General features: G+C 64.4%; 12 protein-coding genes and 2 pseudogenes. 8 read left to right on the top strand and 6 right to left on the bottom strand.

Annotation, left to right across the window (positions count from 1 at the left end):
• Positions 1-3 precede the first annotated feature (3 nt).
• From JF52_RS0114900 to JF52_RS17680, 4 genes are all read right to left on the bottom strand, one after another.
• On the bottom strand, positions 4-468 hold the full coding sequence (locus JF52_RS0114900; protein WP_033107409.1) for a single-stranded DNA-binding protein: 465 nt from the start codon (positions 466-468) through the stop codon (positions 4-6).
• Positions 469-550: 82 nt separating this feature from the next.
• On the bottom strand, positions 551-2,275 hold the full coding sequence (locus tag JF52_RS0114905) for a type IV secretory system conjugative DNA transfer family protein (protein ID WP_200881036.1): 1,725 nt from the start codon (positions 2,273-2,275) through the stop codon (positions 551-553).
• Positions 2,276-2,328: 53 nt separating this feature from the next.
• A complete protein-coding gene (locus JF52_RS17360) occupies positions 2,329-2,859 on the bottom strand; it encodes a hypothetical protein (protein ID WP_033107411.1) in 531 nt (176 codons plus the stop codon).
• A gap of 148 nt (positions 2,860-3,007) precedes the next feature.
• A complete protein-coding gene (locus JF52_RS17680; protein ID WP_200881037.1) occupies positions 3,008-3,160 on the bottom strand; it encodes a hypothetical protein in 153 nt (50 codons plus the stop codon).
• Here JF52_RS17680 and JF52_RS17885 point away from each other — a divergent pair.
• The 4 genes and pseudogenes from JF52_RS17885 to JF52_RS0114930 all read left to right on the top strand — a co-directional run.
• Positions 3,132-3,286 (top strand): annotated as a pseudogene (locus JF52_RS17885) (ATP-binding protein); the annotation flags it as partial. The gene JF52_RS17680 and the pseudogene JF52_RS17885 overlap by 29 nt on opposite strands.
• A 567-nt stretch (positions 3,287-3,853) precedes the next feature.
• The gene (locus tag JF52_RS0114920) at positions 3,854-5,077 is read left to right on the top strand and encodes an IS256 family transposase (protein WP_033107413.1); all 1,224 of its coding nucleotides are present in this window, start codon (positions 3,854-3,856) and stop codon (positions 5,075-5,077) included.
• Positions 5,078-5,507: 430 nt separating this feature from the next.
• Positions 5,508-5,831 carry a multicopper oxidase domain-containing protein gene (locus JF52_RS17890; protein ID WP_235272471.1) on the top strand — a complete coding sequence of 108 codons (324 nt, stop codon included), beginning with the start codon at positions 5,508-5,510 and terminating at the stop codon, positions 5,829-5,831.
• Between the two features lie 271 nt (positions 5,832-6,102).
• Positions 6,103-7,401 (top strand): APC family permease, encoded by a 1,299-nt coding sequence (locus tag JF52_RS0114930; protein WP_033107584.1) that lies wholly within the window; start codon positions 6,103-6,105, stop codon positions 7,399-7,401.
• A 32-nt stretch (positions 7,402-7,433) separates the two neighbouring features.
• On the opposite strand, the pseudogene JF52_RS0114935 reads toward JF52_RS0114930, so the two are convergent.
• Positions 7,434-8,645: pseudogene (locus tag JF52_RS0114935) on the bottom strand (ISAzo13 family transposase); the annotation flags it as partial.
• 711 nt (positions 8,646-9,356) lie between these two features.
• Between JF52_RS0114935 and istA the strand changes: the two are divergent.
• The 4 genes from istA to JF52_RS0114955 are packed head-to-tail and all read left to right on the top strand — an operon-like array spanning position 9,357 to position 12,055.
• A complete protein-coding gene (istA, locus tag JF52_RS0114940; RefSeq protein ID WP_033107586.1) occupies positions 9,357-10,568 on the top strand; it encodes an IS21 family transposase in 1,212 nt (403 codons plus the stop codon).
• Positions 10,568-11,359, top strand: a complete 792-nt coding sequence (gene istB, locus JF52_RS0114945) for an IS21-like element helper ATPase IstB (RefSeq protein ID WP_033107414.1) — start codon at positions 10,568-10,570, stop codon at positions 11,357-11,359. Before istA ends, istB begins: the two co-directional genes overlap by 1 nt.
• Before the next feature lie 49 nt (positions 11,360-11,408).
• Positions 11,409-11,720, top strand: coding sequence for a transposase (locus JF52_RS0114950; RefSeq protein WP_033107415.1), 312 nt, complete (start codon positions 11,409-11,411; stop codon positions 11,718-11,720).
• Complete coding sequence (locus JF52_RS0114955; RefSeq protein ID WP_052167096.1) at positions 11,717-12,055, top strand: IS3 family transposase; 339 nt, start codon at positions 11,717-11,719, stop codon at positions 12,053-12,055. The genes JF52_RS0114950 and JF52_RS0114955 overlap by 4 nt, the downstream gene beginning before the upstream one ends.
• A gap of 12 nt (positions 12,056-12,067) precedes the next feature.
• On the opposite strand, the gene JF52_RS0114960 is transcribed toward JF52_RS0114955, so the two are convergent.
• Positions 12,068-13,518, bottom strand: a protein-coding gene (locus JF52_RS0114960) for an IS3 family transposase (protein ID WP_407661514.1) whose coding sequence is annotated in 2 segments (ribosomal slippage) — positions 12,068-13,113 and positions 13,113-13,518 — 1,452 coding nt in all. Because the reading frame shifts where the segments join, the coding sequence is not laid out codon by codon here.
• Positions 13,519-13,549: the final 31 nt, after the last annotated feature.

The raw sequence follows: 13,549 nt of genomic DNA on the forward strand, positions 1-13,549 counted from the left end.
TGCTCAGATGCTGACCGCAGGAGCGACATCTGACTGCGCTCGTGCTCGGGCGGGGGATTCAAAAGGGGCAGCATCACGACCGGTCGACTCGCGCATGTTGCTGTCGCGATGGGGTCCGCGATCGACCTCGTACTGGGTGCGTGCAACGTCGTGACCGAAGCGGGAGACGATGAACTCCTCGGCTGCGACGCTCTGGCCGTCCTTCTCGTAGCTGTACTCGCGCACGCGCCCGGTGGCGATGAACTTGTCGCCCTTGTGGAATCGAGTGACTCCTTCTTCGGCTGCGCGCCGGAAGGCACTCATGTCGTGGAAGGACGGGTCGAGCTGCGTGAAGCTTCCGTCTGGGGTCTGCTGCGAATGCTCTATGCCGATCCGAGCGTAGAACCGCGCGGTGCCGTCCTCGGTGTAGGTCAGACGGGGCTCGGTCGCGATGAATCCTGTGATGGCTTGCTGGGTGTCGATGGACATGACAACTCCTTGATCTGTTGGGGCGGCCATCGGATGCGATGGCTGCTGCAACAGGCAGGTGCGCGCTGCGCCCCAGCGCGGATCATGGCGTGGCAGGGCGTTCCAACAGCGACTCAACCGCCGCACGATCTGCTTTGAGCTGTTGACCGTCGGAGCGCTCGGGCCAAGGGTGGAGGTCAGTGATGATGGGGGGCGCCGACCGGAGCAAGATGACCCCGGTGCCAAACGGCAACGTGCGAATGCGGTCGGGCGGCAAGATCGGTACGCGACGGATGGAACGCTGGTTCGAGCGCGAGCCATGGTCACCGAGCGTGACTGAGTCGGTGAATTCGTCGCGTTCGCCGATCAGCGTGGAGAGGTCTTGGAGGTCTCGTGAGTTCGAGGCGCCACCAAGGATGATCTTCGCGATGCTGGCGTCCCAGATCGCTGCCGACTTGTTCTCTGACCACTTGTCCCGCGCCTGGGCAAGGGATTGGAGCACGGGCATCGTTGTGATGCCGGTGCCGCCTCCTTCTGCCATGAGTGTGGGCAGCGAGGGTAGCGGCGCAAGGTTTCCGATCTCGTCGAGCGCAAACAGTAGTGGCGGGTCGAGCCGTGCGCCGGGTGATCGAGCAGCCATTCGGTGGGCGGTCTCGACAAGGTCTTCAACGAGAGCTGCGACGAGCGCTGCACTGTTTCCGGCCCCAACGCCCGTCGCCAAAAGATAAAGCGTGCCACGATCACGAATGAAACTCTCGGGATCGAACTGCTCGCCTTCTCCCGGGCTGACAGCATCCAGCACTCTAGGGTCGGCCAGCGCCGACAATGCGAGCGAAACGCCCTGCCAGATACTGTCGCGCGTGCGCGGGTCGGCGTCGAGCGTTGCCTCCAGCGAATCTGCCCACCCCGTGGCTGCCAGCGGTGAGCCCGTCAGGATGGCGACAGCCTCGGCGGCTGCCGACGGGTCGAGAGTCCACCGGAACAGCTGAGCCGGGCTTCGATGATCGAGCGCGGCCGCGTGTAGGAGCGCCTGCAGAGCGATGCGAGTCTTTCCCTCCCAGAACCCTCCGCCCTCGACGCCGCCAGCGGATAGCTCGGTGGCTGCGGCAAGGCCGGTCGCGCGGATCATCGCGGTCAACGGGTCCTCGCAGCCCCGAATAGGCGACCACCGCAGCCCAGCGCGGACGCCTTCAGCAAGATGCTGTGGATCGAATACAGCGACGGGACCGATCCGCTCGCGTGCCCGCATCGTTGCCGTCAGGTTGTCGGGCCGAGTGGACGTCGTTACGACTGCACCTGGCGCATCGAGGATGGCCGGGATCACAATGTGCAGGCCCTTGCCCGAACGTGGCGGACCGATGAGGAGGATCGAGTCTTCGACGCTGGCCCACACCTGCTTGCCGTGCGAGCGCCCGAGCAGGTAGCCCACTTCCTCGGGTTTCGGCTGATCCAGCGAAGGCCGAAGCGTCGCAGCCCGGCGCAGGAGCGCCTTCGTGGATGCACTGGTCACCACCTCGTGACTGCTGGCAGTTCCCGCAAGGCGCCGTGGATCGGCATCGACGTTGTGCGAGTGCCCACGCCAACGGACCCAAGTCCACCCGATAGCACCGCCGAGCATCAGGAGTAGTAGTACTGCAATCGACCAGTAGAGGACTGTATTCAGGCCAGGTGCCTGCAGCACCTCGGACGGGTTCGTCGGGTTGAAGAGCAGGGCGACTCCGCCTGCAATTCCGGCTTGAGGTTGCGCACCTCCAGAGAAGAACGCCGCAATGGAACCAGCAGCTCGCAAGACGACGGCAACCCCGAAGACTGCGATCAGAGCGATCATCAGGAAGTTAGTCAAGTCATCGCCGAGAGCCCGGCCCTGGCCGCCTGGGGCGCTCACGATGGCAAACGTTCGGTGACGATGACGCCGGAGACACGTCCGATGAGCAAGATCTCCGATCGGTGGTCGACGAGTTGGCTCACATCGATGACCGCACGGGCGCTCCCGCCAGCGGATCCTTCAGCACTGGAGAGTGACATCGCGACCGTGACATCTTCGCCGGGGATAAAACCGGACCCGGTGACCTCGATGAGCTGAGGCGTGGGGCGGTGCCGCGCTCGCCGCGTCGTGCTGAGCGACTGAACGTCGGCGATGGCTTGTTCTCGCCGCGCCGCATGCAAGATGTCGGTGAACACGGAGCCATCGACCTCGTGCACTTCGACTCGGACGGTGTGCGTGCGGTGGTCGGAGATTGCGTCGAGAAGATCACCAAACCCTGCGCGGCTCCAAGGCGCGTCCGGCTTTGGAGGCGGGAAGTCGTGTCCGTTGCAGCTGACGTTCATGGTGCCGCGCTCGCTGACCGTGATGACTGCGAGCGGGATGGCGATGGGCGATCCGGGCGGCGTTTCTGCAGGGCTATTGCTCATGCCACAGAGGTGCGCGGGTACCCGCGCCATTGCTCAATATCCGACGCACTCCGGGTACGGGCTGGGGGTGACCGTCGACGGCCGGGTCTACAACTTCCGGACCGAGGATTCTCGTATTAGCTTTGACAGTTCGCCGGGGGAGCCCAGGCTAGACCGTGCGCCATTGCTGTGCGTCAAGGGAGTCGAGCACCGCCCGTGGATCGGTGACGAGTCGAGCTAGTCCGACCAGCTTCGTGAGGAACCCGTTGGGATTCGACTCGAAGGCTGCCTCGTCGTTCTCCGGCTGGACGAAGACTCTCACTGATCCGCGCTTTGCGCTGCGATCGTGGACCGACTCACCTTCGGCGGCAACATCATCGAAACCGGCAGCGACTCCTACCGCCTCGCCCACACGAAGAACACCCACGCGCGAGGCACGGGTAAGTAAGCAAACAGGGCGGACCCGGCGAGCAGTTCATCACCGGATCCGCTGTAGCGTTTAGCGTCCCTTGACCAGGCATTTTCTCGGGCGGGTCTTACGGGAATGTCCGCCTGCCGGAACCGCACGCGTCGGCACCGGTGTGTCGTTCCGGGGCAGGAGTCCCGGTGGGCGTCCCGTTTGCGGGCGCTCCCGCGAAGCCGAAACGCCCACACAGGCCGCCGCGATGAATATCCAGAAACGTGGGCCCGTGATCGTGCTGTCGAAGTTCGCGATTCTCTGCACGGATGGTTGGGATTGATCCTGCGTCCTCAGATTTCGTTGTCCGCCGAGTCGCGTGTCGGTTGCGTCCGTGTGGGGATCTGGTGCGTGGTGGTAGAACGGCCTGGGTCGACTTCGAATGCCTTTACCGCAGTCCGGCGAGCCGTAGTAGCGCGGCTAATCCTTCCGGTGTGGTGACGTCCCATGGGGTGGTGTAGTTCTCGGCTCGGAGTGTCACGTCGTTGACGTGGTGAGCCATCGTGCGATGGTCAGTGAGAACCGACTAAAGCTACTCACAGAAAGACACAACGCACGATGGCTCTTGACCAGTCTGCCCTCCTCGAGCTCCTCGGGGAACTGAAACTCACCGATGTCACCGACCGGATCCGTGTCGCGACGGAAACGCTCTATCAGGAGCTGATTGATGCGGAAGCGGCCGCGTTCATCGGCGCCGCCCCGTTCGAACGTTCCCCGGACCGTGTCACGCAACGCAATGGCACCCGCCCGCGCACCCTGACGACCACGGCCGGGGATCTCGAGCTGCGGCTGCCGAAGCTGCGGCAGGGGTCGTTCTTCCCGTCGCTGCTGGAGCGGCGCCGCCGCGTCGATCAGGCGTTGTTCGCGGTCGTGATGGAGGCATACGTTCACGGCGTGAGCACCCGCAAGGTCGATGACCTCGTGAAAGCGCTCGGCGCGGACACCGGCATCAGCAAATCGGAGGTATCACGGATCTGCGCGAACTTGGACGAGGACGTTGCCGCGTTCCGTGACCGGCCCCTCGCCGACACGACCTACCCGTATGTGTTCCTCGATGCGACCTACTGCAAAGCAAGGGTCGGCCGCCGAGTCGTCTCTCAAGCTGTCGTCGTCGCGATCGGCGTTGCCGCCGACGGGCGCCGGGAAGTGCTGGGCTTCGAGGTCGGAGAGACCGAATCGCAGCCGTTCTGGACGAGCTTCCTGCGCAGCCTGAAGGCCCGCGGGATCGGCGGGGTGAAGCTGGTGATCAGCGACGCGCACACCGGGCTGATCTCCGCGATCGAGACCGTCTTCGCCGGCTCTGCCTGGCAACGATGCAGGGTCCATTTCATGCGCAATGTGCTCTCGAACGTCCCGAAAGCATCAGGACCGATGGTCGCATCGATCATCCGCACGATCTTCGCGCAACCCGACACCGAGCACGTGTTCGCGCAGTTCCACGAAGTCGTCAGGATGCTCACCCGCTCGCATCCGAAGATCGCAGACATGCTCGAGGATGCGAAGAACGACATCCTCGCGTTCTGCGGGTTCCCGCAACAGCACTGGCGACAGATCTGGTCCACGAACCCCCTGGAGCGGGTGAACAAGGAGATCAAACGACGCACCGACGTCGTCGGCACCTTCCCCAACCCCTCAGCGCTCCTGCGTCTCGCAGGCCACGTCCTGATCGAGCAGCACGACGAATGGGACGGCGCCGACCGCCGCTACTTCAGCGAGCACTCCATGAAACTCCTCACCGCGGCCAGCGAGGAGGTGGCGATCCCAGAACTCAACGCGGCATAATCAACAACAGCTGATCCCGCACGGTGTCGAGAAACTCCACCACTCAGCGGGACGTCACCGATGCAGCTGCTCTGCGTCGACTCAGGCCGATTCGGAGCGCCCGAAACCGTGGAGGCGATCATTCTCGCGCCTGGCAACCGGGCGGACCTTTTGGTCACGATGGTCGAGCGCACGGCGGAGCTCGAGACGCTGCCCTACGATCGGGGTGGCCCAGGGGGGATGATGGGCGCTCGCGACCGGCCGCGCTCCGGCCCCCCGGCCGATCGCGCCTCGCTTGCCACCTTGACTGTCGCTGGCGAGCCCGTTAGCGGCATTTGAAGTCCCGGCCCAGCGGGCGCCCCGTGACCTGCGCGGCAGTGCCGTCACGGCCCGGCGAGAACTGACGTTTGCCATGGGAATGGGCGCAATGATAGGTGGAAGCGGATCGATGATGAGCTTCACCATCAATGGTCGAGAGTTCGACCCTGACCGGGTGGATGTCACGGTGGAAGCCGGCAGCGTCGAGGAATGGACTCTGACAAACACCAGTCCGATGGTTCCCCCGATGCATCTGCACGTGTGGCGGATGCAGGTCGTGGAGTCCGCTGGTCGCGCCCTCGCCAGACCGGCCTGGCAGGATGTGGTGAACGTCCCGGCGCGTGGCCAGGTGCGGGTGCGGATTGCCTTTGACGACTTCGTCGGACGCACCGTCTACCACTGTCATATCCTTGACCACGAGGACAGGGGCATGATGGGCGTCATTGAGGTGCGTTAGCAGATCTCTTCAATGCTGGCTGGTTCTGCGCTCGATGACCAGACGAGGCGGCGGGCAACGGATCTCGGTTGGAAGGCTAAACCTCACCGTGAGAGGCCAAGCTCTCGACCTGGCGTTTGAGCAGGCGGCCGCCAGCAAAACCGGGGCAATGGGCGACGTTGCGGTCGGCTGCGACCGGGTCGAGGGGGTTAACGTAGGGGGAGGAGGAGCAGGGATGAGTTTGATCCAATTGAGCCATGCTCTGCGGCCGGGCCAGAGGAGAGGAATTCAGATGTCTGAGAAGGATGGCAAGATTTCACTGACCGGGTCCATCTCTCTGGGCACGGGGGTGATGATCGGCGCGGGAATCTTTGCGCTTGTCGGTCAGGTGGCTGGCTTCGCGGGGGACTGGTTTCCGCTCGCCTTCCTGCTGGGAGCGGTCGTAGCCGGCGTGAGCAGCTACTCCTACACCCGTTACTCCAGCGTGAATCCGTCCGCGGGTGGGATCGCGATGCTGTTGAAGGACGCGTACGGTTCGGGGGTGACCGCTGGCTCGTTCACTCTGTTCATGTACGTGTCCATGGTCGTCGCTGAGAGCCTCCTCGCTCGCACATTCGGCACCTACCTGTTACGCCCCTTTGGCCTCCAAGACTCAACGATTCTCGTTCCCATCCTTGGTGTCCTTGCGATTGTGGCTGCAGCTACCGTGAATCTGGTCGGAAATAGGTTCGTTGAAGGGTCTGCAACCACTACCGCGATCCTAAAAATTGTCGGCATCGCGGTGCTTGCCATTGCCGGTCTGATCGGAACGAGCGTCGGCGGCGATGGCCTGTTCGCTCACAGTTCGGGTGACGCCCCGAATCTCGTGGGGCTTCTGGCGGGCGCGACACTGTGTGTGCTGGCCTATAAAGGGTTCACGACCATCACTAATCAGGGCGATGACATTCGGGATGCCAAGAAGAACATTGCACGATCGATCGTCATCTCCCTCGCGATCTGCACGGTCCTCTACCTTTTGATCACCGTTTCGGTTGCATCCAGCATCGGCGCAACGGGCGCGGTAAAGGCCCGCGACTACGCCCTGGCTGCTGCCGCCGAACCGATCTTTGGCCAGTGGGGGATCTGGATCACGGTTGCGATTGCCGTCGTCGCAACCCTGTCGGGGCTGCTGGCCAGCCTTTATTCGGTCTCGCGTCTCTACGGGATGCTGCAAGAAATGCGTCAAGCGCCGTCGCTACCCGAGCGGGTCCCACAGCAGCCGCTCATCATCACCGCAGGGCTGGCGATTCTTGCGACGGCGTTCCTGGATTTGAGTCAGATCGCGTCCATGGGGGCTTTCCTCTACCTTGCGATGGATATCGCTGTGCAGTGGGGTGTGATCCGTCATCTCCGCACCAAGATTCACGCGAAAGTATGGCCACCTGTATTCACGATTCTTCTCGACTTGGCGATCCTGATCCCCTTTACGATCCTCAAAGTCGAAAGTGACCCACTCACCGTTGTCATCGCAGCGGCCGTCGCTGCAGCAATCTTTGCCGCACAGATCATCGTCGTCCGAAATCGGAACCCAGCTGAGGGCTCGATGAAGTAAGGGCTCGCTGAATATTAACTTGGGCGTGTCGAGTTGAGCGTGTAGTTCCATTCTGGGTGCCAGTCGTGGCGGGCGAGGATCCCGTCGGCCTCGAGGGCCTTCATCTGCTGGTCAGGGATCTTCACGCCGAGCGGGTACTCGTTCTGGTCGAGTTCAGCGTGGACACGTAAGCCCGTCCGCGTCGTGGTGGCGGCGATGGTGTTCACGATGACCTCGTGACTGGTCAACGGTCTGCCTCGCCAGTTCATCGAGATATAGGAGAACAGGCCGTGCTCGATTTTGTTCCACTTGCTCGTGCCGGGCGGCAGGTGGCACACCGTGATGGCCAGCCCGGTGTCGGCGGCGAGAGCGGCGAGTTCGGTCTTCCACAACCTCGTGCGGTACCCGTTGGAGCCGCCGCCGTCGGCGGTGATCAGCAACCGTGACGCCCCCGGGTAGGACGCCTTCCCGGTGGTGTCCCACCAGGAGCGGACGGTGTTGACCGCGAACGCGGCGGTGTCATGGTCGGTGCCCACGCTGACCCATCCGGTGTTCGCGGCGACGTCGTAAATCCCGTACGGGTTCGCCTTCCCCAGGTCCGGGTCGATGAAGTCGTGTACCTTGACCTGCTCCGGCTGCCCGGCAGGCCGCCACTCCGCCCCGCGATTCTTGTAGTTGCCGACGAGTTCCTTCTTTTTGGCGTCGACGCTGATCACCGGATCCCCGGCGACCACGTGCTCGATGACCTGGTCGTTGAGGTAGGAGAACTGGCCGTCCCGGTCCGGGTTCTGGTTGCCTTCCACCTGCTTGGAGTTGGCCTGCAGGCTGAACCCGTTTTCTTTCAGCAGCGACCCGACCCGCACCGAGCTGACCGGGTGCCCGGCGGCGGTCAGCTCACCCGCAAGATGCTCCGTGGACAGCGTCGTCCAGCACAACGCCGATTCCGGGTCTCCCCGACGGGTCGGTTCCACCAGTTTCAGTAGCGCCGGGACCAGGCCGGGGTCGGTTTCGGTGATCTTCTTCCGGCCCCCGCCCGGACGGCGCACCCGGTCCAGCGGCGGCTGCCCCGATTCCAACTCGGCGACGCCCTGCTGCACCCGGGACCGGGACGAGCCCGACGCCCGGGCCACTGCCACGATCCCTCCATGCCCCAGCGAACGAGCCCGAGCGGCGAGCACCAGCCGCGCCGACCGCTCATCCAGATGCGGCAGCACCGCCTCGAACTCCGCAGCCAGCTCCCTGACGACATCCCCGGAAACGGCCATACACCATTATCAGCCACCAATCACGATCAGACGTGTTTATTTATTAGCGTGTCCTAAGAGAGTACTTGCCAGGCACCTGGTGTGCGGGCTACCCCACCCCGAGGACGCATCGGACAGAGTCGAACTCGGCAGGCTGATCCACACCTCATGGGGGCAGGGAAGGGCGAGTATCTGAAGCCCGTCGAGGATACCCCAGAGATCGACTTCGACTTTTATCCGTCTTCGACGAGAGAGACCGCGCCGAAGTGCCATCCAAGGCCGTTGAACGAGAGCTCCATCCGCATCGCGCGAACGAGCGCACGAAGGTGGCAACGCACCGCTGTTCTGCCGGCCTTGACGCGCTGCCGCAATCAGCCGTGCCGCCGACAAGCCGTACCGCGGACATCTTTGTTGAAAAGAGGAAAATCGGAACGGATGTGGAGGAAAACGCATTCTGGGCGAGGGAAGTGGCCCCGTGGTTTCGGCGGCGTAAAGGTTTTTGGTTCAGCCCACAGTGGGGTCGAACCAAAAAAACCGTCCCAATAACTCAAAGCAGAATCCTGAGGTTAACCCCGAATTCCGGACACTGACCAGGCGGGATCCGCATGTTTGCGCGCCGTCGGGGATGATGTCCTTGATGGACACGAGCAGGAGGAAGACATATGTCGGCGACGCTCGAAAATGAGGCCGTAGCGACGGTCGAAAATGAGGCCACCCAGGCAGATTGGTTGGGTGATCTCAGTGGAAGATTGGGCATTGATCAGGCGGCTTGTCGCGGACGGGGTTCCGCGGCGTCAGGTTGCTCAGGATTTGGGCATTGGGCGGGCGACGGTGGACCGGGCGGTGGTGTCGGATCGGCCGCCGAAGTATGAACGGCGGTCGGTGCCGACGGCGTTCACGCCGTTCGAGCGGCGCGTGCGGGTGATGCTGGAGGAGCATCCCGATATGCCCGCGACGGTGATCGCTGAGCGTGTCGGGTGGGACGGGTCGATCACCTGGTTCCGGGACAACGTCAGACAGTTGCGACCGCAATATCGCCGTATTGATCCTGTGGATCGGCTCGAGTGGGCGCCAGGAGACGCGGCGCAGTGCGATCTGTGGTTCCCGCCGTTCCGGATCCCGCTGGAGGACGGGACCGCGAAGCTGTTGCCGGTGTTGGTGATCACGGCCGCGCACTCGAGGTTCATGCTCGGGCGGATGATCCCTACGAGGACGACCGAGGATCTGTTGCTGGGGTCGTGGGAGCTGATCCAACAGCTCGAGCGGGTCCCGCGGCGGTTGCTCTGGGACAACGAGGTCGGAATCGGCCGCGGCAAACGGTTCGCGGGTGGGGTGGCGACGTTCATGGGAACCCTTGCCACGAAGCTCGTGCTGCTCCCGCCACGAGATCCGGAATCCAAGGGCATCGTCGAGCGGCGCAACGGATGGTTCGAGACCTCATTCATGCCCGGGCGGGTGTTCACCTCTGCGGCGGACTTCAACACCCAGTTCAGTGACTGGCTGGACCGGGCCAACAGCAGAGTGGTGCGAACGACGAAGGCATCACCGGTGAGCCGGCTGGAAGCTGATCGGGCGGCGATGTTGCCGTTGCCGCCAGTCCCGCTGCATCTGGGATGGCGCAACAGTGTTCGCCTCGGCCGGGACTATTACATCCGCCTGGACTCCAACGACTACTCCGTCGACCCGCGGCAGATCGGACGGATCGTTGACGTGAGCGCGGATCTGGAGCGCGTCCGGGTCCGCTCGGGCGGCAGGATCGTCGCCGATCATGCCAGGGTTTGGGCGCGCGGGATGACGATCAGTGACCCGACCCACCTCCAGACCGCGGCCGTGTTGCGCAAACAGTTCCAGCAGCCCAGACGGGCAGCGACAGGAGATGACCTGACCCGAGACCTTACCGACTACGACCGGGCCTTCGGGATCATCGACGGGGAGATGAGCTGATGGCCGGCGGGAAGACACCGGAAGCGGTCAAGCAGATCACCTACCTCGCCGGGGCCCTGAAAGCACCGCGGATCACCGAGGCCGCCGCCCGCCTCGCGGACCAGGCCAGGGACGCGGGCTGGTCATTCGAGGACTACCTCGCCGCCGTCCTCGAACGAGAAGTGAGCGCCCGCAACGCGTCCGGCGCAGAACTCCGCATCCGCGCCGCAGGGTTCCCCGGGCGCAAGACCATCGAGGACTTCGACTGGGACGCGCAGCCCGCGATCCGTCAACAAGTCGCAGCCCTGACATCGGGAGGATTCCTCACCGAGGCCCGCAACGTCGTCCTGCTCGGCCCTCCCGGCACGGGCAAGACACACATGGCGATCGCGCTCGGGATCATCGCCGCCCGCCACGGGCACCGGGTGCTGTTCGCGACCGCGACAGAATGGGTCACTCGCCTCACCGACGCGCACAAGCAAGGCCGACTCCCGCAAGAGCTCGCACGGCTCCGCCGCTACGGGCTGATCATCGTCGACGAGGTCGGCTACCTCCCGTTCGAGCAAGACGCAGCCAACCTGTTCTTCCAACTCGTCTCATCCCGCTACGAGCACGCCTCGCTGATCCTGACCAGCAACTTGCCATTCTCCGGCTGGGGCGGCGTGTTCGGAGACCAAGCCGTGGCCGCCGCGATGATCGACCGCATCGTCCACCACGCCGACGTCCTCACCCTAAAGGGCGCCAGCTACCGGCTCAGAGGCAGAGGCATCGACAGTCTCCCCAGCATCAAAACGCAGGATCGGGCAGACTAAGCAAACGACAAACCGGTGGCCTCGTTTCCCACCGTCACATCGGCCTCAAATTCGAGCGACGTCGACAACATACACACCGGAGTATCGCCGTGAGGCTGTACGTCTGGTGATCGACACGGGTCGGACCGTCGCGGCGGTAGCGCGGGAGATCGGAGTCGGTGAGCAACTGTTGGGCCGGTGGGTGCACGCCGAACGAGCGCGCGCTGGCGGTGAGGCCGACACGTTGCTGGATCTGAACGAGCGCGCCGAGCTGGAACGGCTACGTCGTGAGAATCAGGATCTTCGGATGGATAGCGAATTCCTGGGAAAAGCGGCGGCCTTCTTCGCAGCGAAGCAGACCCCGAGGAGCGGTTCGCGGTGATCGAGGCGGAGAAGGCCAATCAGACGACGATGACGGTGACACGGATGTGTGCACTGCTCGGGGTGGACCGGCGCCGGTACTACGAGTGGCGGGCACGGATAGTTGCCGGCCCGTCGCCCCGGCAGCAGCGGGCCGCGGACCTGACGGTGCAGATCCGCGCGTTCCACGCCGCCTCCGACGGGACCTACGGGGCGCCCAGGATCCATGCAGATCTGCAGGATGCCGGGGTGCTGGTCTCGCGCAAGACGGTTGCGAAACTCACACAGGCAGACAGGATCACGGGGATCAGCCCCGCTACCTGGCATCCATCGACCGGAATTTGTCAAGGCGAGTGAGGCCGGTGGGTGTTAGGCGGCGAGTTGGATCTCGTCGGTTGGTGGCTGGTTGATCCACGCGGCCGGGTCTCGGTCGAGGATCTTCGGTCGCGTCTGTCGCGTCGTGAACCGTTCGGGGTGGGCGCGGCGGGCGGCCTCGAGTGTGGCGTCTCGGTCGCGGTCGATGGCGTCGGCGTGCCCGTAGTGCACGTCGGCGGGCGTGTGCATGCCGATGCCGGTGTGCCGGTGGTGGTGGTTGTAGGCGTGCACGAATTCGTCCAGGAACTGCCGTGCGTGGGCGAGGGAGACGAACCGGTCGGGGAAGACGGGCAGGTACTTCATCGTCTTGAACAGCGCTTCGGAGTAGGGGTTGTCATTGGACACGTGCGGTCGGGAGCGGGACGCGGTCACGCCGAGATCGGCGAGCAGGGTGCGGACGGTCTTCGACGTCATCGAGGGGCCGCCGTCGGAGTGCACGACCTCGGGGGTGCCGTGGATCCCGAACGCGTCGGTCATCATCTCCTTGGCGAGTAGGCCGTCCTCGCAGGCGTGCACGATGGCGCCGACGATGTAGCGGGAGAAGATGTCGATCATCACGTACGCGTCGTAGTACGTGCCTTTGACAGGGCCGGCGAGTTTCGTGATGTCCCAGGTATAGACCTGCCCGACGGCGGTCGCGATCAGCTCCGGCACCTTCCGCGGCGGATGGGTCGCGAGCCGGCGCCGCTCCCGTACCTGCGTGTGCTCGCGCAGCACCCGATACATGGTCGAGACCGAGCCCACGTATTCGCCGCGCTCGAGCAGGATGGGATAGATCTGCAACGGCGGCTTGTCGACGAACTCGTCACTGTTGAGCGTGGACAGCACCAGCGACCGCTCGACGCTCGAGAGCTTGTTCGCTGGGGCAGGACGAGCCGACGGCGGCTCGGGGTCCGGTCGGCGTGCGCGGGAGGCGGCGCGGGTCGCGGTCGCACGCGCCACGCCGGTCAGGGCTGCCGCCTGCCGGGTCGGCACGTCCGCGGCGGCCAGTTCGACGTAGGTGTTCATGAGCGCTTCCCGCGCCGCGGGTCGGTGTCCGCGCGTTCGACGTGGCGCCGCAGGAGCGCGTGCGCTTTTCCCATGATCTCCAACGCCGTCCGCGTCATCGACAACTCCACCTCGGCCTTCCGCAGTTGCGCCTTCAACCGGGCGTTCTCGGCCTGCGCGGCGCTGGGACGACCGACCGCTTCGCCGGGGTTCTTGCCCTCCAGCAGACCCGCGTCGCGCTGCTTGCGCCACTCCGAGATCAGCGACGAGTACAGGCCATGTCGGCGCAGGTATCCCGCGCCCTCACCCGTCTCGCACGCGACCTCGTACTCGGACAGGTACTGCAACTTCTGGCCCGGCGAGAACGAACGCCGACGCGTCGGCCCGTCCGGGATCGAGGGTGCGCTCACGACTCCATCATCGGCCGCGACGACCGCGACCGGGGAACTCAAACTCATCAGATTGGTGATCCTTCAACTCGCCCCACGA

Source organism: Microbacterium profundi, from assembly GCF_000763375.1.
GTDB classification, from domain to species: Bacteria; Actinomycetota; Actinomycetes; order Actinomycetales; family Microbacteriaceae; genus Microbacterium; species Microbacterium profundi.

Bases quoted from the DNA above. Each gene is read 5' to 3' on its own strand.
- JF52_RS0114900 (WP_033107409.1), bottom strand. From the start codon at position 468: ATGTCCATCGACACCCAGCAAGCCATCACAGGATTCATCGCGACCGAG.
- JF52_RS0114905 (WP_200881036.1), bottom strand. From the start codon at position 2,275: ATGATCGCTCTGATCGCAGTCTTCGGGGTTGCCGTCGTCTTGCGAGCT.
- JF52_RS17360 (WP_033107411.1), bottom strand. From the start codon at position 2,859: ATGAGCAATAGCCCTGCAGAAACGCCGCCCGGATCGCCCATCGCCATC.
- JF52_RS0114920 (WP_033107413.1), top strand. From the start codon at position 3,854: ATGGCTCTTGACCAGTCTGCCCTCCTCGAGCTCCTCGGGGAACTGAAA.
- JF52_RS17890 (WP_235272471.1), top strand. From the start codon at position 5,508: ATGAGCTTCACCATCAATGGTCGAGAGTTCGACCCTGACCGGGTGGAT.
- JF52_RS0114930 (WP_033107584.1), top strand. From the start codon at position 6,103: ATGTCTGAGAAGGATGGCAAGATTTCACTGACCGGGTCCATCTCTCTG.
- istB (WP_033107414.1), top strand. From the start codon at position 10,568: ATGGCCGGCGGGAAGACACCGGAAGCGGTCAAGCAGATCACCTACCTC.